We start from the raw sequence: 17,259 nt of genomic DNA, 5'->3' as shown, positions 1-17,259 counted from the left end.
TCACCGCCGGTGCCTCGTTCCCGGCGGGAACAGTGCACCTGCCTTCATGGAGTGACAGCGAATGGCTGAAACAGCTGACGGCCGAACAACTGGTGACGGTGAAGGGCAAGCGTGGCTTCACGCGGCTCGAATGGCAGAAGCTCCGCGAGCGGAACGAGGCGCTGGATTGCCGGGTCTATGCCCGCGCGGCCGCGTGGATCCTCGGCGCGGATCGCTGGCCCGAAGCGCGGTGGGCCGATCTGGAAACTCAATTAGCGGTTGGCTTTGCGGGACCTGAAGAAGAGCGCGGTGCAAAACCAGGGCGGCGCCAGTGTAGCGGCCGCCGGATGGTGCGGTCGCGCTATATGGGATGAGCTTCAGCCTGCCAGGGTGCGTTGAACGATGCTCGGGTCCTTGTCGATCAGTGCAAGCAGGACCCGAGCGGGGCCGTCTGGCGCGCGCCGCCGTTGTTCCCAGTTCAGAAGTGTGGCCTTCTTCACGCCAATGCTCCTGGCAAATTCGGCCTGCGAAAGGCCGGTACGGGCGCGGATCGCTTGAACGTCCGCGTCCGGGATGTCGATTTCGTGGATCGTGACCGCTTCGCCTCCGCGGGCATGTGCAATGGCCTCCTTGAGGCCCTGTTCGATACTTTTGAATGCATCGCTCATCTTGCGCTCCTATAGCTGTCGGCCAGCAGTTTGCCGAGGGACTTGACAGTTTCCGTCTCCGCCTTGGTCAGATTTGCCTTTTCGTTCTTGGCAAAAACCGTGATCAGAAAAATCGGCATGTCATCCTTACCGCCGTAAAAATGGATGACACGGTAGCCACCGCTTTTGCCGCTGCCAACGCGTGCAAAGCGCACTTTCCGGATGCCACCGCCAAGCGAGATGCCTGCTGTTGGATTGCGGGCGATGAAATCAATCAAAGCCATGCGCTCGTCGTCGCTCATGATGGCGCGTGCACGGCGTTGGAACTCTGGTGTCTCAGCGACAGTCACGATGGTCATGACCTTATTTATGCGTCGATGACGTATAAGTCAATGGCGCACTGAAGAGGGTGGTTATGTCTGATCCCACCGACCTCCGTGCCCGCCGGGAGGCACTTACCGCGCAGCGATCCTCCGGCGTGGCGCGGGTCTTCGGCTCCGACCGCTTCCGCCTCGCGGTCTCGGGCGACGGCAGCACCTTCTTCGACGGGCTGAGCGTCGACAACGCCACCGGCATCGTCGACCAGTCGCGCCTGCCACGCTTCGGCAACGTGGTCTCGGCCGACATCACCTACGCCAACAACCTCGACCGGATCGAGACCATCCGCTCGGACGGGCGCATCGACGGCGCTGACCCGTCCATCGCCGCGCTCACCGGCCGGATCGAGGTGCGCTTCGCCGACCAGACGCTGGTAAGCCAAGCGATCAATGGCGATCCCTGCGAGATGGAATTCGCCTACGTCCTGCCCTCGGGCGAGAGCTTGCGCCTGACCGTGCACGCCGTCTACCTGCCGCGCCCGCGCATCGAGATCTCCGGGCCGCAGGGCGTGCAGGCCACCTTCGACTGGCAGGCGGCGCGCGACAGCGTCGTCGGCCGGATGTGCACCGCCACCCTGATCAACGACATCGAGGTGTACTGAGAATGCTAACGCTCGACCTGACCAATGCCCCGCGCTGGCATGACCTTGCCCCCGGCGTCCGGGTGCAGTTGCGCCCGCTGACCACTGCGCTGATGGTGGCGACCCGAAGCGATCCGGCTGTCGAAGCAGTTCCAGAAGAGGCTTCCGAAGAAGATCGCGCGGTCGCCTTCGCCAAGGCGCTGGCGCGGCGGGCTCTGCTCGCCTGGGACGGCATCGGCGACGCGGATGGCAACCCCATCGACCCGGGCCCCGAGGCCATCGAGGCGCTGCTCGACATCTGGCCGATCTTCGAAGCCTTCCAACTGACCTACGTGTCAAAGGGCTTGCTGCTGGAGCAGGAAAAAAACGCCTCCGCGCCCTCGCCGAATGGTCCTTCGGCGGGGGCGAGCGATACTGCGAAGCCTGCGCGCAAACGTGCGAAGACTGCCCGGCGCGGCTGAACCGCCCGGAAGCGCTGGAGGGCTGGCAGGTCTGGGACCTGGTCGGCCGTCTCGGTGGGCAACTACGCGTGCTGCCTGGCGCGGTGATCGGCTGGGACATGTCGACGGCGCTGGCGCTCGGTGACGCCCTCGGCGTGCCGCCCGCCGCTGCGGCTGAACTGTTGCCCGTCATCGAAGCGGTGATGGTGCGGAAGCTGAACGAGGAACTGGCCGCGAATGGTGGCTCCGGTGTCAGGTCTTGATCTTCTCGATCAGCGAGACGCCGGGCAGCCCCTCGAAATGCGCGTCGCAGGTCAGGAGCGTCGCGCCCTGTGCGCGGGCGGTTGCGAAGATGATCGCGTCGGCAGTCGCGAGCTTGTGCTCCCGGCACGACTCCGCCGCCGCCAGCGCGATCTCGGTGTCGAGCGGCACCACATGGCAAACCTGCGTGAAGGCGATGACCTGATCCGCCTTGTCCTCGCCGACCTCGCGCGTCAGCCATTTCGCCAGCTCGAGTTGGACCATGGTCGGGACCAGCCACTCGGCCTGTTCGGGCAGATGTTCGGACAGCGTCTCGCCGGTCGGCGAGCCGATGAGCCATTCGATCCACGCCGACGTATCGACGAGGATCATCAGAACCGATCCGTCCGGTCGCGATAATCGGTGGCGGACGCGCCGCGCGCGAGCCCCTTCAGCGCCTCCCGTTTGGGCACCGGGACCAGCAGGACGCCCGTGCCTTTCGGGATGAAGGCAAAGGTCAGCCCGGCTTCCCAGTGCTGCGCCGCGCGGATCGCCTTGGGAATCGAGATCTGGAACTTCGAGGACAGGGTCGCGGTCTCGGCCATGGTCATACCTTCACTTGATCGATGGCATAAACGTAAGACGCCCATGCGGCGAAAGCAAGGGCTCTGACCGATGGCCGAGAAACGAGTTAGCGTTCGCCTCGCGGCTGTGGGCGGACGGCAGGTGCGCGCCGAGTTGGAAGGTGCAGGCGAAGCCGGATCGCGCGGCTTCGGACGACTGAGCCGCGAGATGGAGGCGGTCAATGCCCGGCTCGCGGCCTTCTCGCGCCGGTTGCGCGTCGCGGCAGCGGCAGCGGTCGCAGCCGCCACCGCGGCGGGCGTCGCCATGGTCCGCTCAGGCCTGCAGACGGTCGACGCGCAGGCCAAGCTCGCGCAGTCGCTCGGCACCACGGTCGCCTCGATCCAGACGCTTGAGCGCGCGGGCGAACTGGCGGGCGTCTCGATGTCCGGCATCGAGCAGGCCACCAAGGATCTGACGCGCCGTCTCAGCCAGGCGGCCGCCGGGACCGGCCCCGCCGCCGATGCACTGGACCGGCTGGGGCTTTCGGTCACCGACCTGATCGCGCTGCCGCTGGACCAGCGCGTGGGTGCGATCAACGCCGCCGTCGAGAACTTCGTGCCTGCCGCCGAACGCGCGGCCGTCGCGGGCCAGCTTTTCGGCGAGGAAGGCTCCATCGCCATGTCGCGGATCGACACCGCGACGCTGCGCCAGGCGACGGCGGATGTGCTGGCGTTCGGTGTCGTGGTCTCGGCTAGGCAAGCCGACCAGATCGAGCGGACGAACGACGCCATCTCCCGGCTCGGGCTGATCTGGCGCGGGCTCTCGAACCAGCTGGCCGTCGCTGCGGCGCCTGCGCTGGAAGCCGTCGCGGATGCCATGGCGGCGGTCGCGAGCCGCACCGGCCCGCTCGGCATCGCGATCAGTGGTCTCTTCGACAACATCGGCCGCCTTACGACGTACGCCGGGGCCTTTGCGGCCTTCCTGGCGGGCCGCTGGGTGGCTGGCATGGCCGCTGCGGCGCTGTCGGTCCGCGGTCTCGCCACGGCGCTCGTCCTTCTGCGCGGCGCGCTGATCCGCACCGGTATCGGCGCGCTGATCGTCGGCGCGGGCGAGCTTGTCTACCAGTTCACCCGGCTCGTCTCAGGCGCGGGCGGCTTCGGCGACCCTTCTGCCGCGTTTGCGCACCGGCTGCGCGTCGGTGTTGCCGTTGCCCTTCTGATCCTTTTCCTCTCGCTGCTTCGGTGATCTGATGCAAACAACCGCCCGGAAGACGTCTGATAGGGGCCTGCTGGCCCTTGTCCGGCATGAAGGCATCGTGCCCGGACCCTACACGGATTTGAAACAGGTCTGGACCTTCGGCATCGGCCACACGGCTGCGGCCGGGCCGCCGGATCCCGCTGCCATGCCGCGCGGCATGCCCGCCGATCTCGACGCCGGGATCCGCGAGGCGTTCCGGGTTTTCCGGGACGATCTGGTTGCCTATGAGGCCGCCGTCCTGCGCGCCGTGAAGGTGCCGCTGGCGCCGCACGAGTTCGATGCGCTGGTCAGCTTCCACTACAACACCGGCGGCATCGCCAAGGCCACGCTGACCCGGCACCTCAATGCCGGAAATCGCGTTGCAGCCGCCGACGCGTTTCTGAACTGGCGACGCCCGGCGGCGATCATTCCCCGCCGGCAAGCCGAGCGCGATCTGTTCCGCCATGGTTGCTATCCCGGCGGCACGATCCCAGTCTGGTCCGTGGATCGCAACGGCCGCGTGGACTTCTCCCGGCCGATCCGTCAACTGACCGAGGACGAGGCGCTGGCCTTGGCTCGCGGGCCGTCGCCGACACCGCGGCCGCCGGTCCGCGATCCTGAACCCGACGCGCCCACCGGCTGGCTCGCCGGGCTGGCCGCCTTTTTCTCCACTCTGTTCCGGAGGTCCTGATCCCATGCGCTACGTTCGTCCCAACTCGCTCACCTGGTGGGCGGGTCTGCTCGCCATGCTCACCGGCATCGGTTCGCTCGCGCTGCCTGCAACCGGGCCGCTCGGGGAACTGTCCCGGCTCATCGCGCTGCTCGCCGGATCGGGCGATGCCTCGCCCGCAGGGCTGATGTTCCTCGGTCTGGGCCTGATCGGCCTTCGCGACCGGATCGAGCGCGGGTTTCGCGGCGATGACTGACCTTCTGATCTGGCTGGTCGCGGCTTTGGGCGCAGTCGGGGGCGTCGTCCTCGGCCTGCTCTGGGGCCGCGTCGATGGGAAGCACAAAGGCAAACGGGAGGCGGAACGCGATGCCATGGAAGACAAGAGCAAGCGCGTCGAGCGCGGGCGGGATGCGGTTCGTGACGGCCGCCGCGCTGGCGATCCTGCTGACCGGCTGCGCCGCAACGATGGGCGCTGGTGATGCGGGCTGTGCCTCCTATGCCGAGGCGCGGCTGGCGCGGCCGGATGCCGAGACCGTCGCGGAGGTTCCGCCAGACTGGGCGGACTGGATAGCCGATCTTGACGACCGCATGACGGGAACCTGCCGATGAAATCCCTCTCGACCGCCCTGCAGGCCCATCTCGACGAGGGCACGACGACGCTTGCTTGGGTGTGGCGGATCACCCGCGCCGACGGCGTCACCTTCGGCTTTACCGACCACGACCGGACGCTCAACTTCGACGGCACGGATTTCGAGCCCGAGAGCGGGCTGACGGCGTCCGAGGTGCGCTCGGGTTCGGACCTGTCCGTCGATGCGCAGGACGCGGAAGGCGTGCTGACCTCCGACCGGATCACCGAGACCGACATCCTCGACGGCCGCTGGGACGCGGCGCAAGTCGAGGTCTGGCGGGTGAACTGGGCCGACACGGGTCAGCGGGTTCTGATGCGGCGCGGCGCCATCGGCCAGATCCGGCGCGGGCGGCTGGCGTTCGTCGCCGAGGTCCGCTCGCTCGCCCATGTGCTGGGCCAGACGATCGGGCGGACCTTCCAGGCGACCTGCGATGCCGCGTTGGGGGATGCGCGCTGCGGCGTCGATCTTGAGGACCCGGCCTACAAAGGCGCGGGTGCGGTGATCGATCTGCTGCGGGATCGCGCCTTCACCGCCTCCGGGCTTAGCGGCTTCACCTCAGGCTGGTTCACCTTCGGCACGCTGGACTGGACGAGCGGCGCGAATGCGGGGCGGCGCACCGAGGTTTTGGGCCATGACGTCACGGATGGCATCGCCGTGCTGACCCTGGGCGGGGTGGGACCTGAACGTCGCGCTCTGGACCGACGGCGCCTGGCTGCGCCTGCCGCCGCGGACCGGCTGGCGGGCATGGGTCGAGGACGAGGACCTGCTGCTGGTCTACGACGGCGTAGGCTGGGTCGGGACGACGCCGGTCGCGCTGCAGAACCTCTCGCTGCTGGGGCTGGGGACGACGGCGGACGCGTCGAACCCGTTCTCAGCCAAGCTGAACGCGGCACTCTGGACGGCGAAGACCGTCGCCGAGGGTGGCACCGGCGATCTGTTCTTGCAGCTGAACAAGGAGGCCGCCGGAGACGATCTCGGGCTGACCCTGCAGACCGGCTTCGTGACCAAGGCGCTGGTGGGGCTCTTCGGCTCCGACCGCTTCCGCCTCGCGGTCTCGGCCGACGGCAGCACCTTCTTCGACGGGCTGAGCGTCGACAACGCGAACGGCATCGTCGATCAGCCCCGGCTGCCGCGGTTCAAGGCGTACACCAACTACGACAACTACGTCGGCGTCGGGACCTGGACGAAGATCGCCATCAACAACACCGACTATAACGATCAGAGCGCCTTCGACGCCCCGAAAAACCGCTTCGTGGCCCCGGTGGACGGCACCTACCTTTTCGGCGCGACGCTCATGTACAAAGTCAAAGCCAGCACGTCCGCCCGGATGAGCGGGCGGCTCGTGCTGAACGGCACGACCGAGATCCGCGGCTCGTTCGGCGAGATCAGCGGCGCGCATGTCTCCGAGGCGACGGCGCTGTGGTTGCAGACGATGATCTCGCTCACCGCGGGCGATACCGTCGAGCTGCAGGGCAACTTCCGGGTCGCGGACGGCTATTTCGCGGCGGACCACACGTCCTTCTGGGGCTGCAAGGTCGGCTGAGCGGCGGAAGGCGGGTCATCGCCAAGGCTGAATGGACGCTCAGCCCTTCGGGTTATCCGCACCCTGGAACGGATCATCGAATGGCGCGAACAGCCGTTGAACATCCGGGTGGGCAATGGCCCGGAAAATGTCAGTGCAGCCCTGCAAATATGGGCTTCAAGACGAGGGATCGGCCTGGAGTATATCCAGCCCGGCAAACCGCAGCAGAATGCCTATGTCGAACGCTACAACCGAACCGTCCGCCACGAATGGCTCGGACAATACATATTGGAACGATAGAGGAGGCACAGGACCGCGCCACACGCTGGCTATGGACATATAACAATGAGCGGCCCAACATGGCCATCGGCGGCATTACGCCCACAATGAAACTGAAAACAGCGGCCTGAAGTCCAGTTATCGACCCGACGAGAAATGGGATGATTACCGTACGTGCTCGCGACGTGGACTTTGGGCTTCGCGAAAAGGGCCGCCGAAAAAGAGTGGGGAATTTCTAAAGAAAATCCCGCAGCACGGCGTTGAACAGGTCAGGCTTTTCTATGTGCACCGCATGGCTTGCTGCAGGGATGACGCAAAGCTCGGCCCCGGCGATGCCGCGCCAGAGTGACTCAGGCTGCGGCCAACGATAGGACCTGTCCTGATCGCCCCAAATGATGCGGCAAGGCATTGAAAAGTTTTGCAGAGCCGGGCGCCCATCCCAATCGCGCATTGCGATCAGAGCATTGCGGGCGGCATCGGGGTTAGCCAGCCGGGCGACATCTCGGATCGGAACGTAGCCTTGCGCGGAAGTGCCATTACGGAACCACATCGCGCTGATCCGGTCGGCAGAGGCCTGCACGCCATCTGCATCGAGCCGCGCGAGAGAGGTTTCGACCGGCTCGAACCGGTCAGGCATCAACCCCAGCGGCCCGGTGCCGTAAAGCACCAGTGCTTCAAGCCGACCCGGGTGGCGGGCGGCGATCTCTTGGACGATCATTCCGCCCATGCTGTGGCCCAAGAGGGTGAAGCTGTCCACGCCGAGCCGGTCAAGGCACCCCATTACGGCCGCGGCAAAATCAGCAATGCAACTTGGTCCCGCCATATACGCTGCTTGTCCAAAGCCGGGCAGGTCTGGCGCGATCACGTCATGCGTTCCAGAAAGCGCGCTCATTTGCGCTTCCCATTGCGCGCTTCCACCCAGATAGCCATGCACCAGAACCAGAGGTTTGCCGCACCCCGCGCGGCGGTATGGCAGGTCCATCAGCGCACCTGTTCCGGCAACCAGAGCGCGGCTTGCGGAAAGGCGATCATCACGCCTACCAAAACCACTAGCGCAACGATAAAGGGCAAGCTGCCCACAATCACATCGGGCACTGAAACCTTGCCCCTGCTAATGCCAGATATGACGTATAGGTTTAGGCCTACGGGTGGTGTAAGAACCGCGATTTCCATTGTGATGGTGTAAACGATCCCGAACCAGATCAGGTCGAAGCCCGCAGCCAGAATTAGGGGGATGATCACGGGCAGGGTGATGAAAGTCATCGAGACGGGCTCAAGAAACATACCGAGCGCGATGTAGAACAATATAACCAATGCCAGCACCATATAGGGTGACAACTCGAACGCGAGGAACAATTCTGTCACCTGCTGGGGCACGCGGTAATAGTTCAACACGAAGCCGAACAGAACGCCCGCCGACAAAAGAAGGCCGAGATAGCCCATGGTGCGCATGGTTGCCATAAGCGCCTCGCCAAAGCCTTTCCAGCGTAGCCCGCCCACGCCCACCGCCAGTGCGACCGTTACCAGCGCTGCAATGGCAGCGGCTTCGGTCGGGGTGGCGATGCCGCCATAAATGGATACCGTAATCACCCCGCCGATGACGATGATTGGCCCCAGAGACACGGCAATCTGGATCAGTGCAAGGCGCGGGCCCGTATCTCGGTCAGGGACATGGGCCGGGTGCAGCCGCGCCCAGATCAGCACCACGATCACGAAGAAACTGGCCAGCAAAAGCCCTGGAATGATGCCTGCCATGAAGAGTTGCCCGATGGATTGGTCAGTGACGATGCCATAGAACAGCAGGATCAAGCTTGGCGGTAACAGCACGCTCAGCGTGCCGCCAGCGGCCAAAACCCCACTGGCCAAGCGCCGGTCATAGCCTAGACGCAGCATTTCCGGCAGCGCCACGCCGCCAATCGTCAGCGATCCGACCATGGACGACCCCGACACCGCGCCAAAGCCTGCACAGGCACCGATGGACCCATAGGCCGCAGAACCTCGGATCGGCACGCCACGATGCAGGAACATGTAGAGGTTGGCCCCTATATTGGATCGGCTTATCAATTCACCTAAGAATACGAATAGCGGCACCGCGAGTAGGATGTAATTGATCCACACGCCCCAAAGCTTCAATTGTGCGGACACGAGCGATGTGTTGAAGGTCTGAATTTGCCACAAAAACGGCAAGGATGCCGCCGCGAGTGCAAACGGGATGGGCAGGCCAAGTCCGATCAGGACAATCAACAGGCCCAGCAGGCCAAGCGCGACTTCATACCATTCCATCGGGCGCGTCCTTTGGCCGGGCGGGGCGCAGGGCGATCTGCACCAGCCTCAATATGGCGTAAAAAGTGAACACAGTCAGGGCAAAGGCCGCGATGCCCCAGAACAGGTAACGCGGCCAACTTAGGATTTCCGACGACGACCCGGAATTGAACGCGCGGATCGTCGCGTTGATGGTGGTGATGGAAAAGAACACCCCGATCAGCGCCATGATCGCGCCATTCATGAGCGCGACAAACTTCTGCGCGGCGGGGCTGAACATGTCGGTCAGCAGCGTGACGCGCGGATAAGAGTTTTCCCGCATTGCATAGGCCAGCCCGACCAGAGCCACCGGGAACAGCAGCAGCGCCGTAGCCTCTGTCACCATGCGATCAGGCTGCCCGATGACATAGCGCATGAACACACCATAGCTGATCCAGACCATCTGGATCACGATAATCGCGGAGCCAAGCACGGCCAGCGCGACAACCACCCATTCCACGGCTTTCGTAGCCCTGTCGATCATGTTGGGCATTTGATCCTCTTGTGCTGGGCTGACTGGGCGCAATGGGCCTGACACCCCGTTCAGGCATCAAGCCCGTCTTTCGGTTATTTCTGATGCGCGGCGAACAGGTCGCGAATCTGCCCTGCCATCTCTGGCCCGCAAGCGCCATCCACTTCAGGAGTCCATTTCTCGGCAATATCCGCGATCATTGTGTTGCGCTTTTCTGCAGAAATCGACACGGCTGCGCCGCCGCCCTTCATCACCGCATTGCCGACTTGCCCGTCGATCCAGTCCTCGTAGCGGGGTTGCAACCAGATCTCCGACTCCTTGCCCGCTTCCAGCAGCGCGGCCTGATCGGCTTCGGACAGGCTATTGAAGCGGTCAAGATTCATCATGTACTGGATGTTGCCATAGAACAGGTTGGCATTGACCATATAAGGCATGACATTCCATAGTTGCCACGAAGAATAGGTTGCAACACCCATATTGATGCCATTGACTACGCCGCGCTCGGCTGATTGAAACACCTCGCCCGGCGCAATGAACACAGGCTGGCCGCCCCAGGTTTCTATCATCATGCTGACCAGCGGCCCAATAGAGCGCACAAGCTTGCCGTCCAGATTGCTCAGGCTGTCGATCGGCCCCTGAAACCACCATTCCTGATCGTAGGAATAGTTCGAATTGATGACCGGTATCAGCCCCACATTCGCGGCCTCGGGCGCAATCAACTCGGCATAGGCGGAATCCAGTCCGATCTGGTCGGTCAGGTCAATTGCCGCTGGGTAAAGCGAGGTCACGCGGTAGCAAGGTAGCCGGGTGTCAGCGGAGATCCATGAAATATCCGCCACGCCACCTTGAATGGCATCCACACCATCGGACCAGCCATGCAAGGTCGAGGACGGGAAAATCTCGACGGTCAGGCGGCCCTCGGACTTCTCAGCCACCAGTTCGGCAAATTTCAGGAATCCCTGATAGCGGATATCGGTTTCATTGACATAGGTGGACAAGCGGATCGTTTCGGCTTGCGCGGCACCGGCCAGAACGGCGCCGCCCAGCGATAGTAGGGCAACTAATTTGGGGAACTGCGTCATGTTTGATCTCCATTGTTGAACTTTTTGGGGTTTGGTGGGCCACTCAGGCGGCCTTCTGGGTATTGAACAAATGGCCATAGGCAAACAGCGCCGCAGAGCCCCCGGTATGTAGGAACACCACGCGGTCGGATTTCTTGAAAGTGCCCGCGCGGACCATGGCGACCAGCCCGGCAAAGCCCTTGCCGGAATAAACCGGGTCCAGAAGTATGCCTTCCAGACGGGCCAGCAAAAGCATGGCATCGACCATGGCTTCGGTCGGTTGGCCGTAGCCGGGGCCGACTTGATCATCATGGGCCACGACCATCTCGCGCGGCAGATCACCCCGCGCGCCTAGCAGGTCTGCCGTTCGCTGCGCCAGATTGTACACGTTGTCGATCTGCTTTTCCCGCGGCGCGCGCACCGAATAGCCAGTTACGGGAATTGGGGCATTCATCGCGAACAACCCGGCCAGAAGCCCGGCTTGCGTGCCCGCGCTGCCGGTGGCGTGCACGATATGGTCAATACGCAAATCGGCGGCATCGGCTTGGGCGATCAGTTCCTCGGCGCAGGCGGCATAGCCCAAGGCACCCACGGGGTTCGACCCGCCACCAGGGATCACATAGGGCTTGCGGCCCTGTTTGCGCAGCGTATCGGCCAGCGCTTCTGCTTCGGCATTCATGTCCAGACCTTCGGGGCGGAAATCGAAGCTGCAATCCATCATAACGTCCAGCAGCACATTGCCCGCATCCTCGTAGTCCGCACCCTGGTTGGTCACGCGCCGCTCCAGAAGTGCATGGCAGGCCAGTCCCGTGCGGCAGGCAGCAGCGGCGGTCTGGCGCACATGGTTGGATTGCGTGGCCCCTTGCGTTACCAGCGTATCAGCCCGTTGGGCGAGCGCGTCGGCGACCAGAAATTCCAGCTTGCGGGTCTTGTTACCGCCAGAGGCCAGTCCGGTGCAATCATCGCGCTTGATCCAGATTTCCGGCCCGCCCAGTTCGGCGCTCAAGCGGTCCAAGCGTTCGAGAGGGGTCGGGAAATGACCGAGCCGATACCGTGGAAAGCGTGCAAGATGCATTGTTTTCGTCCTGTCCTGTTCACATTAATATGTGGAACACGGAATTTACCCTTGTTCAAATGCCAATACCGGACTTAAACATGCATATGATGCATATAGAGAACGAAAATGCGCTTGGAGTGGATAGAGGATATTCTGGCTGTGGCCGAGCATGGGTCTTTCCAGACGGCCTGTGAAAAGCGCAACGTTTCACAGCCTGCCTTTTCGCGCCGAATACGCCAGATAGAACTGACTTTGGGGGTCACGTTGTTTGACCGCAGCACCCGCCCCGCGCATCTATCGCCGCATATTCAGGACCAGCTTGACCGCATGCGCGAACTGTCTGCCGGTTTGCGGGATCTGACTGCGGCGTTGCAGGACAAGGACGGCACCCGGCGGCGGCGCATTGTCATTGCCTCGCAACACGCGATTGCGGCCACATCGACCCCAGAGATCATGGGCCGCTTCGCCGATTTGGATATTGATACGCGTCTGCGCTCTGCCAACCGCGATGATTGTCTCGCGCAAATCATGACGCGACGTGCCGACATTGCCTTTATTCATGATGTGATTGGGGCCGAAGAAATCCCCGGTTCAGATTTTCTGGAAATTACAACGATGGGGCGGGAAACCTTGATCCCGGTTTTTGCGGGCGACAAGCTGGCGCTTTTAAATGACGCCTACAGCCATGGGGAGTTGCCTGTAATCGCTTACCCAGCAGATGTGTTTCTGGGGCAGGTTCAAAGACAGTTCATCTTTCCTCGGCTTGTCCGTGTTGGTCGGGTGCGTCCTCGGCTTGAAACCGCGCTGACACTTGCAGCTCTCGAATTCGCGCGCACGGGCTTTGCAGTAGCATGGGTTCCCGAACCCCTTGCCAGGGATGAGATCAGGGACGGGCGGTTGGTTGACCTAAGAGCAACCCTTCCCGCGGTCCCGATGACATTGATTGCCGCCCGGCTTAGCAATCCAACGACACCGATTGTCAACAATGTGTGGGAACGGATTGTGGGAACCATTCGATCTTGAAAGACGCACACTGGAGTAGGCTAAAATTGGCGGTCAACATGACGTGTTTGGTCCCGGGATAAGATGGTCTGGATGAAGTTTGAATCTTTCCGACTCTGAAATCCACTTTTGCATGACGAACTCAAACACGGTGAGGCCTCTAAGCGCTTTCATTCGTTTTGCGAAGTTGTAGGCGTTGAGAAACGTCGCAAGGTGCTTCCGAACGCTGCAAGGGAGTCGGCTACGACGGTCGAGAGGTTGTCGACGGTTCTGGCTGCCGCTTTTCTCAGAAGAGCCTTGAGCTTCGAGAAGGCCATCGGTAGTGTCAAATATCTTTCGCACTTTCGTTTTCAGGCGACGGCTCCGTGGGTTTGGTGTTGCTCCTGGTAATCCAGAAGACCCCGGCGCCGGAACCGGCCAACATGATGGCTTGCACCAGACACGTCAAAGCGGCTAGAGGATGGGATCGGCCGCCGCTATGGGCTGCTCCCGGAGATCTTGAGCTCGATTGCGATACCCGCCAGCAGCGCCAGCATGACGCCGGTGGTGATCATGCGCATGCCCGACGCCGGGTTCGAGGCGGGCGCCGAGCTTGCCTTCGCAGCAACGTCACGTCGCGTAGTGTGCAAAGCCGCGGCCGCTTTTGCGGCCCAGATAGCCGGCGTGGACCATCTGCTTGAGCAGCGGGCTGGGTCGATATTTCGGGTCGTCGAACCCGGAATAGAGCGTTTCCATGATGTTAAGCACCACGTCGAGCCCAATGAGATCGCCAAGCGCCAGCGGTCCCATCGGATGGTTCGCCCCCAGTTTCATCATGCTGTCGATGTCCTCGGGCGTCGCCAGCCCTTCGTAGACACAGTTGATAGCCTCGTTGATCAGTGGTGCGAGCAGGCGGTTTACGATGAAGCCATAGCTGTCTTTCGACACACGCGGCGTCTTGCCGATGGCCAGGGTGGCCTCGGTGACGGCGGCGGCGACCTCGTCAGTCGTCTGGAGCGCGCGGATGATCTCGACCAGTTGCATGACCGGGACCGGGTTGAAGAAGTGCATCCCGATCACCCGGCCGGGATGGGTCGAGGCGGCGGCAAGCTGGGTCAGCGAGATCGATGAGGTGTTCGAGGCCAGCACCGTGTCCTTGCGGCAGATCGCGTCGAGCTGGCCGATCACGCCGGTCTTGACCTCCAAACGCTCAACGATCGCCTCGACCACGAGGTCGCAGTCCGCCATCGGATCGAGCGTCGTCGCCTGCGTGATCCGCGCCAGCGCGGAGTCCGCCTCTGCTTCGGTCAGAACTCCCTTCTTCACCTGGCGGGCAAGGCTGCCCTGCATCGTCGCCCGGGCTCGATCGAGCGCCTCCTGGCTCAGGTCCTGCATTACTACGGGAAACCCCGCCGCGGCAAATACCTGCGCGATGCCGTTGCCCATGGTTCCGGCGCCGATCACGCCAACGGTCTCGATCTTCATGTTGTTCTCCCCTAGGGTCAGTGCGCGGTCCAGCCGCCGTCGATGGGCAGCGGCGAGCCGGTGATCTGCGCGGCGGTGTCCGAACATAGGTAGGCAATCAGCGCCGCCACAGGATCGTTCGCGAGGCTTTTACCGTCGTGGTGCTGATTTGTAAGATGTATCGGGTTGTGGTTCCCCGAGGCGGAGGCGAAGACATAGAGGTCATCGGCGGGTACGAGCGGCCCCATTTCGACCGTGTAGCTGACCTTCAGTTCCGTCAGTGGGCGGTTCTCGATCTTCATTCCGCAGCCTCCGGTGCGGGAGACCCGGACTTGGCCGATGACCGTGTCCGGGGTGCTGGCGCCGTAATGGCGGCCGTGCGCAGCGGATCCTCGCTCACCGTGGCGTCCCGGCGCGGTACACCCAATATGTCGCAAAAGCGATGCAGAAGAGCCAGCGTCCCTTCCGCCATCTCGTCAACGTCGCCCGGAACGTAGAAGGCGATGCGAATCGCGAGGTTGCGCTCCTCGGTGGTTTTCAGCAGCAGCGGCAGCGTCTCGATCGCGCGTTCGGGCTCGTAGCTCGCGATCAGCGTCTGGCGCGAGATGATCGCCGCGCGACGCTCGGTCCCGAGCGACGCGAAAGGCTCGTCCTCGTCTAGCACGCGGCTCGACCGTTCAAGCCGGTCGCGGCGCACGCCTTTGCGATTTTCGGCCATCAGTACAAGCATCCGGATCACCGCCTCGACGAAGCCGCCCTCGTCTATCCCTGCCAGCGCGGCCTGAACTTCGGGCAGGGCGCGCAGTTCGTCCTGTTGCTTCAGGGTGCGGCGCAACTCGTGGCTATGGCCGAAGGCCCGGCCCCAAGGGGTGGCCCACATCGTGTAGAAAGCGAGTTCGACCATCATGTCGCGCTGGTCACGCCAGAGGTCGATGGCCTGGGTCATCCCCTCGACCCAGAGCGTCTCTATCTGCGTAAAGGGGTTGTTGCCGCCGGCAGGATGGCGGTCGGCGCGAACCTTCTCTGCCATCGCGGGCACCTGCGACATCAGCGGGTTTTTCGAGCACATGATCGCCCGGCTGGTGCGATGAGGATGCAGCGCGCGGCTTGCCTCGGCGAACGTCGGCGTCACCATCGCCTTTACCGCAGGGCGGACCAGCGCGTCGTATAGCTGCGCCTGCACTTCGGAGGCCCGGGCCACGGCCGCGAAGGGACGCTCGTCGGGAAAGTCGTCGTCTAGCGACCGGATATCGTCGAAGGTCCGCTCCGCGAAGCTCACGGTGAACCGTTTCAATTGGCCTTCGCCCTGGATGTCCTCGATCACCATTTCGTAAAGGCCCGGTGCCAGCGCCTCGATCGTGGCGAGCGTCGAGGTCATCTCGGAATGCTCGCGCTTGGCCACCGATCCCGACACGAAAATGCCAAGGTGACCGACCTGATCGTGCACCATGTAGACGATCCTCTGGCCGCGGATGCGGACCTCGTCGACGTCTGCATAGGTCTCCGTGATCCAGTTCAGAGCCTGCTGCGGCGGCGTAATGTTATCGCCGTGGCTGGCAAAGACGATGATCGGCGATCGGATAGCCTTGAGGTCCACCGGGCGGCCCGGTTCCAGCCGTGCCTCGTTCTTCACCAGTCGGTTGCCGACGAAAAGCTGTTCGACGATCCAGCGGATCTCGGGCTCGTTCAGCAGGAAGAACCCGCCCCACCAGGTCTCGAACTCGAGGAACCGGTCCACGCCATGGTCCACGTCACGGTACAGGTCGACGTATTTGCGGAACATCGTGCGGGCGGGGTTCAAGAGTTCGAAGTTCTGCACCAGATGCGCGCCGTCGAAGAGACCGCCGCCCATGTCGGCCATCATCATCGGGATCCATGTGCCGCCGAACACGCCTGCGTTGTAACGCATCGGGTTCTCGCCAACCTTGCCCGACCACGGCGCGACCGGGGCGCCATTGATCACGATCGGGCCAGTGATGTCGGGGTTCGTCGCGGCGAGCAACAGCGTCGCCCAGCCACCCTGGCAGTTGCCGGTGACGATGGGCTTAGGCGCCGCGGGATGACGGCGCATCACCTCTCGGACAAAGGCCGCCTCGGCGCGGGTGACGTGCGAAATAAACTGCCCGGGCTCGGGCATCCGCCGGAAAGAAACGAAGTAGACCGGGTGGCCCGCCTTCAACGCCACCCCCACCTGACTGTCGGACTTGAAGCCGCCGATCCCCGGACCGTGACCCGCGCGCGGATCAATGATCATGAACGGGCGCTTGGCGTCGTCAATCGTCACGCCGGCGGGCGGCAGGATGCGCAGCAATTCGTAATTTGCGGGGAAGGCAAGGTCGGCCCCATCCATCACCCGCTCGTAGTCGTAGACGAGGACCGGCGGGCAGCCCGCTTCCTCGTGCTCGATGAAGATGTCGCCCCGGCGGCGGAGCGCGTCCGTCGTCAGTACTATCCGCTCTCCGGCGTCGCGCAGGTACTCGACAAAGCCGTCGAAGAGACGGCCGACCTGCATAAGCTTGGAGACTTCTTCGGCCCAGATATCTGCGATCGTCTCTGGTTGCGTTCCATGTGGGATGGTCTGCCAGAGATCTTTGCAGCGGTTTTCCAGCCAGTCGTTCAATTCCTCGAGGCTGGCCACGCGCGGCATCGGCTGCCACAGTCTGTGCCGGGCATCCCGTACATTCTTCTCGACCTGCCCCTTCTCCCATCCGGAAGCCGGATTACAGAACTCGGCTTCGAAGAGATAATGACTGACCAGG

At 63.2% G+C, this 17,259-nt stretch carries 22 protein-coding genes and 5 pseudogenes; 14 read left to right on the top strand and 13 right to left on the bottom strand.

Annotated features, from left to right (window positions below):
* A partial coding sequence (locus F0184_RS20165) for a terminase gpA endonuclease subunit (RefSeq protein ID WP_172972179.1) occupies window positions 1–353 on the top strand: 353 nt, incomplete at its 5' end.
* Window positions 354–356: 3 nt separating this feature from the next.
* Here the strand turns inward: F0184_RS20165 and F0184_RS20160 are convergent.
* Both F0184_RS20160 and F0184_RS20155 read right to left on the bottom strand, forming a co-directional pair.
* Window positions 357–647, bottom strand: a complete 291-nt coding sequence (locus F0184_RS20160; RefSeq protein WP_150497941.1) for a helix-turn-helix domain-containing protein — start codon at window positions 645–647, stop codon at window positions 357–359.
* Window positions 644–985, bottom strand: coding sequence for a type II toxin-antitoxin system RelE/ParE family toxin (locus F0184_RS20155; protein ID WP_150497940.1), 342 nt, complete (start codon window positions 983–985; stop codon window positions 644–646). The genes F0184_RS20160 and F0184_RS20155 overlap by 4 nt, the downstream gene beginning before the upstream one ends.
* Before the next feature lie 56 nt (window positions 986–1,041).
* On the opposite strand from F0184_RS20155, the gene F0184_RS20150 reads away from it, so the two are divergent.
* From F0184_RS20150 to F0184_RS20140, 3 genes are all read left to right on the top strand, one after another.
* On the top strand, window positions 1,042–1,605 hold the full coding sequence (locus F0184_RS20150; RefSeq protein WP_208998588.1) for a phage tail tube protein: 564 nt from the start codon (window positions 1,042–1,044) through the stop codon (window positions 1,603–1,605).
* Window positions 1,606–1,607: 2 nt separating this feature from the next.
* Window positions 1,608–2,045 (top strand): hypothetical protein, encoded by a 438-nt coding sequence (locus F0184_RS20145; RefSeq protein ID WP_150497939.1) that lies wholly within the window; start codon window positions 1,608–1,610, stop codon window positions 2,043–2,045.
* Between the two features lie 68 nt (window positions 2,046–2,113).
* Window positions 2,114–2,287, top strand: a complete 174-nt coding sequence (locus F0184_RS20140; protein WP_208998585.1) for a DUF7697 family protein — start codon at window positions 2,114–2,116, stop codon at window positions 2,285–2,287.
* Here the strand turns inward: F0184_RS20140 and F0184_RS20135 are convergent.
* Together F0184_RS20135 and F0184_RS20130 are read right to left on the bottom strand one after the other, a co-directional pair.
* Complete coding sequence (locus F0184_RS20135; RefSeq protein WP_150497937.1) at window positions 2,277–2,657, bottom strand: type II toxin-antitoxin system VapC family toxin; 381 nt, start codon at window positions 2,655–2,657, stop codon at window positions 2,277–2,279. The two genes, F0184_RS20140 and F0184_RS20135, sit on opposite strands and share 11 nt — an antisense overlap.
* A complete protein-coding gene (locus F0184_RS20130; RefSeq protein ID WP_007427722.1) occupies window positions 2,657–2,875 on the bottom strand; it encodes an AbrB/MazE/SpoVT family DNA-binding domain-containing protein in 219 nt (72 codons plus the stop codon). The genes F0184_RS20135 and F0184_RS20130 overlap by 1 nt, the downstream gene beginning before the upstream one ends.
* A gap of 64 nt (window positions 2,876–2,939) precedes the next feature.
* On the opposite strand from F0184_RS20130, the gene F0184_RS20125 reads away from it, so the two are divergent.
* The 9 genes and pseudogenes from F0184_RS20125 to F0184_RS20090 all read left to right on the top strand — a co-directional run.
* On the top strand, window positions 2,940–4,073 hold the full coding sequence (locus F0184_RS20125) for a hypothetical protein (RefSeq protein ID WP_208998584.1): 1,134 nt from the start codon (window positions 2,940–2,942) through the stop codon (window positions 4,071–4,073).
* A gap of 4 nt (window positions 4,074–4,077) precedes the next feature.
* Window positions 4,078–4,755, top strand: coding sequence for a lysozyme (locus F0184_RS20120; RefSeq protein ID WP_150497936.1), 678 nt, complete (start codon window positions 4,078–4,080; stop codon window positions 4,753–4,755).
* Between the two features lie 4 nt (window positions 4,756–4,759).
* Window positions 4,760–4,990 carry a hypothetical protein gene (locus F0184_RS20115; protein ID WP_150497935.1) on the top strand — a complete coding sequence of 77 codons (231 nt, stop codon included), beginning with the start codon at window positions 4,760–4,762 and terminating at the stop codon, window positions 4,988–4,990.
* Window positions 4,983–5,213 (top strand): hypothetical protein, encoded by a 231-nt coding sequence (locus F0184_RS20110; RefSeq protein WP_150497934.1) that lies wholly within the window; start codon window positions 4,983–4,985, stop codon window positions 5,211–5,213. Before F0184_RS20115 ends, F0184_RS20110 begins: the two co-directional genes overlap by 8 nt.
* Complete coding sequence (locus F0184_RS21165) at window positions 5,101–5,343, top strand: hypothetical protein (RefSeq protein ID WP_172972178.1); 243 nt, start codon at window positions 5,101–5,103, stop codon at window positions 5,341–5,343. Before F0184_RS20110 ends, F0184_RS21165 begins: the two co-directional genes overlap by 113 nt.
* Window positions 5,340–5,957 (top strand): annotated as a pseudogene (locus tag F0184_RS21160) (DUF2163 domain-containing protein); the annotation flags it as partial. The gene F0184_RS21165 and the pseudogene F0184_RS21160, both read left to right, overlap by 4 nt.
* Before the next feature lie 82 nt (window positions 5,958–6,039).
* Window positions 6,040–6,147, top strand: a pseudogene (locus F0184_RS21050) (DUF2793 domain-containing protein); the annotation flags it as partial.
* Between the two features lie 156 nt (window positions 6,148–6,303).
* Window positions 6,304–6,906 (top strand): C1q-like domain-containing protein, encoded by a 603-nt coding sequence (locus F0184_RS20095; protein WP_244299386.1) that lies wholly within the window; start codon window positions 6,304–6,306, stop codon window positions 6,904–6,906.
* A gap of 42 nt (window positions 6,907–6,948) precedes the next feature.
* Window positions 6,949–7,295 (top strand): annotated as a pseudogene (locus F0184_RS20090) (integrase core domain-containing protein); the annotation flags it as partial.
* A 104-nt stretch (window positions 7,296–7,399) separates the two neighbouring features.
* Here the strand turns inward: F0184_RS20090 and F0184_RS20085 are convergent.
* From F0184_RS20085 to cuyA, 5 genes are all read right to left on the bottom strand, one after another.
* Window positions 7,400–8,146, bottom strand: a complete 747-nt coding sequence (locus F0184_RS20085) for an alpha/beta fold hydrolase (protein ID WP_150497931.1) — start codon at window positions 8,144–8,146, stop codon at window positions 7,400–7,402.
* The gene (locus F0184_RS20080; protein WP_150497930.1) at window positions 8,146–9,447 is read right to left on the bottom strand and encodes a TRAP transporter large permease; all 1,302 of its coding nucleotides are present in this window, start codon (window positions 9,445–9,447) and stop codon (window positions 8,146–8,148) included. Before F0184_RS20080 ends, F0184_RS20085 begins: the two co-directional genes overlap by 1 nt.
* Window positions 9,434–9,958 (bottom strand): TRAP transporter small permease, encoded by a 525-nt coding sequence (locus F0184_RS20075; RefSeq protein ID WP_150497929.1) that lies wholly within the window; start codon window positions 9,956–9,958, stop codon window positions 9,434–9,436. Before F0184_RS20075 ends, F0184_RS20080 begins: the two co-directional genes overlap by 14 nt.
* 74 nt (window positions 9,959–10,032) lie before the next feature.
* The gene (gene dctP, locus F0184_RS20070; protein ID WP_208998583.1) at window positions 10,033–11,097 is read right to left on the bottom strand and encodes a TRAP transporter substrate-binding protein DctP; all 1,065 of its coding nucleotides are present in this window, start codon (window positions 11,095–11,097) and stop codon (window positions 10,033–10,035) included.
* Complete coding sequence (cuyA, locus tag F0184_RS20065; protein WP_150497928.1) at window positions 11,063–12,073, bottom strand: D-cysteate sulfo-lyase; 1,011 nt, start codon at window positions 12,071–12,073, stop codon at window positions 11,063–11,065. Before cuyA ends, dctP begins: the two co-directional genes overlap by 35 nt.
* Before the next feature lie 108 nt (window positions 12,074–12,181).
* On the opposite strand from cuyA, the gene F0184_RS20060 reads away from it, so the two are divergent.
* Window positions 12,182–13,078 (top strand): LysR family transcriptional regulator, encoded by an 897-nt coding sequence (locus F0184_RS20060; RefSeq protein WP_150497927.1) that lies wholly within the window; start codon window positions 12,182–12,184, stop codon window positions 13,076–13,078.
* A gap of 588 nt (window positions 13,079–13,666) precedes the next feature.
* On the opposite strand, the gene F0184_RS20055 is transcribed toward F0184_RS20060, so the two are convergent.
* From F0184_RS20055 to F0184_RS20975, 4 genes and pseudogenes are all read right to left on the bottom strand, one after another.
* A complete protein-coding gene (locus tag F0184_RS20055; protein WP_150497926.1) occupies window positions 13,667–14,521 on the bottom strand; it encodes a 3-hydroxybutyryl-CoA dehydrogenase in 855 nt (284 codons plus the stop codon).
* 17 nt (window positions 14,522–14,538) lie between these two features.
* Window positions 14,539–14,637: pseudogene (locus tag F0184_RS20730) on the bottom strand (3-hydroxybutyrate dehydrogenase); the annotation flags it as partial.
* Window positions 14,638–14,798: 161 nt separating this feature from the next.
* Complete coding sequence (locus F0184_RS20045) at window positions 14,799–16,952, bottom strand: DUF3141 domain-containing protein (RefSeq protein WP_244299389.1); 2,154 nt, start codon at window positions 16,950–16,952, stop codon at window positions 14,799–14,801.
* 15 nt (window positions 16,953–16,967) lie between these two features.
* A pseudogene (locus F0184_RS20975) lies at window positions 16,968–17,259 on the bottom strand (IS21 family transposase); the annotation flags it as partial.

The organism is Roseibium aquae, from assembly GCF_008711285.1.
Classification (GTDB): Bacteria; Pseudomonadota; Alphaproteobacteria; order Rhizobiales; family Stappiaceae; genus Roseibium; species Roseibium aquae.
The sequence above is the reverse complement of the archived record's forward strand: the minus strand, read 5'-3'. Positions and strand labels throughout refer to the sequence as shown.

Excerpts from the sequence above, each read along its gene's own strand:
- dctP (WP_208998583.1), bottom strand. The coding sequence starts at position 11,097 with ATGGCCATTTGTTCAATACCCAGAAGGCCGCCTGAGTGGCCCACCAAA.
- F0184_RS20145 (WP_150497939.1), top strand. The coding sequence starts at position 1,608 with ATGCTAACGCTCGACCTGACCAATGCCCCGCGCTGGCATGACCTTGCC.
- F0184_RS20055 (WP_150497926.1), bottom strand. The coding sequence starts at position 14,521 with ATGAAGATCGAGACCGTTGGCGTGATCGGCGCCGGAACCATGGGCAAC.
- F0184_RS20060 (WP_150497927.1), top strand. The coding sequence starts at position 12,182 with ATGCGCTTGGAGTGGATAGAGGATATTCTGGCTGTGGCCGAGCATGGG.
- F0184_RS20120 (WP_150497936.1), top strand. The coding sequence starts at position 4,078 with ATGCAAACAACCGCCCGGAAGACGTCTGATAGGGGCCTGCTGGCCCTT.
- F0184_RS20150 (WP_208998588.1), top strand. The coding sequence starts at position 1,042 with ATGTCTGATCCCACCGACCTCCGTGCCCGCCGGGAGGCACTTACCGCG.
- F0184_RS21165 (WP_172972178.1), top strand. The coding sequence starts at position 5,101 with ATGCCATGGAAGACAAGAGCAAGCGCGTCGAGCGCGGGCGGGATGCGG.
- F0184_RS20085 (WP_150497931.1), bottom strand. The coding sequence starts at position 8,146 with ATGGACCTGCCATACCGCCGCGCGGGGTGCGGCAAACCTCTGGTTCTG.
- F0184_RS20115 (WP_150497935.1), top strand. The coding sequence starts at position 4,760 with ATGCGCTACGTTCGTCCCAACTCGCTCACCTGGTGGGCGGGTCTGCTC.
- F0184_RS20155 (WP_150497940.1), bottom strand. The coding sequence starts at position 985 with ATGACCATCGTGACTGTCGCTGAGACACCAGAGTTCCAACGCCGTGCA.
- F0184_RS20135 (WP_150497937.1), bottom strand. The coding sequence starts at position 2,657 with ATGATCCTCGTCGATACGTCGGCGTGGATCGAATGGCTCATCGGCTCG.
- F0184_RS20075 (WP_150497929.1), bottom strand. The coding sequence starts at position 9,958 with ATGCCCAACATGATCGACAGGGCTACGAAAGCCGTGGAATGGGTGGTT.
- F0184_RS20110 (WP_150497934.1), top strand. The coding sequence starts at position 4,983 with ATGACTGACCTTCTGATCTGGCTGGTCGCGGCTTTGGGCGCAGTCGGG.
- F0184_RS20125 (WP_208998584.1), top strand. The coding sequence starts at position 2,940 with ATGGCCGAGAAACGAGTTAGCGTTCGCCTCGCGGCTGTGGGCGGACGG.
- cuyA (WP_150497928.1), bottom strand. The coding sequence starts at position 12,073 with ATGCATCTTGCACGCTTTCCACGGTATCGGCTCGGTCATTTCCCGACC.
- F0184_RS20080 (WP_150497930.1), bottom strand. The coding sequence starts at position 9,447 with ATGGAATGGTATGAAGTCGCGCTTGGCCTGCTGGGCCTGTTGATTGTC.
- F0184_RS20130 (WP_007427722.1), bottom strand. The coding sequence starts at position 2,875 with ATGACCATGGCCGAGACCGCGACCCTGTCCTCGAAGTTCCAGATCTCG.
- F0184_RS20160 (WP_150497941.1), bottom strand. The coding sequence starts at position 647 with ATGAGCGATGCATTCAAAAGTATCGAACAGGGCCTCAAGGAGGCCATT.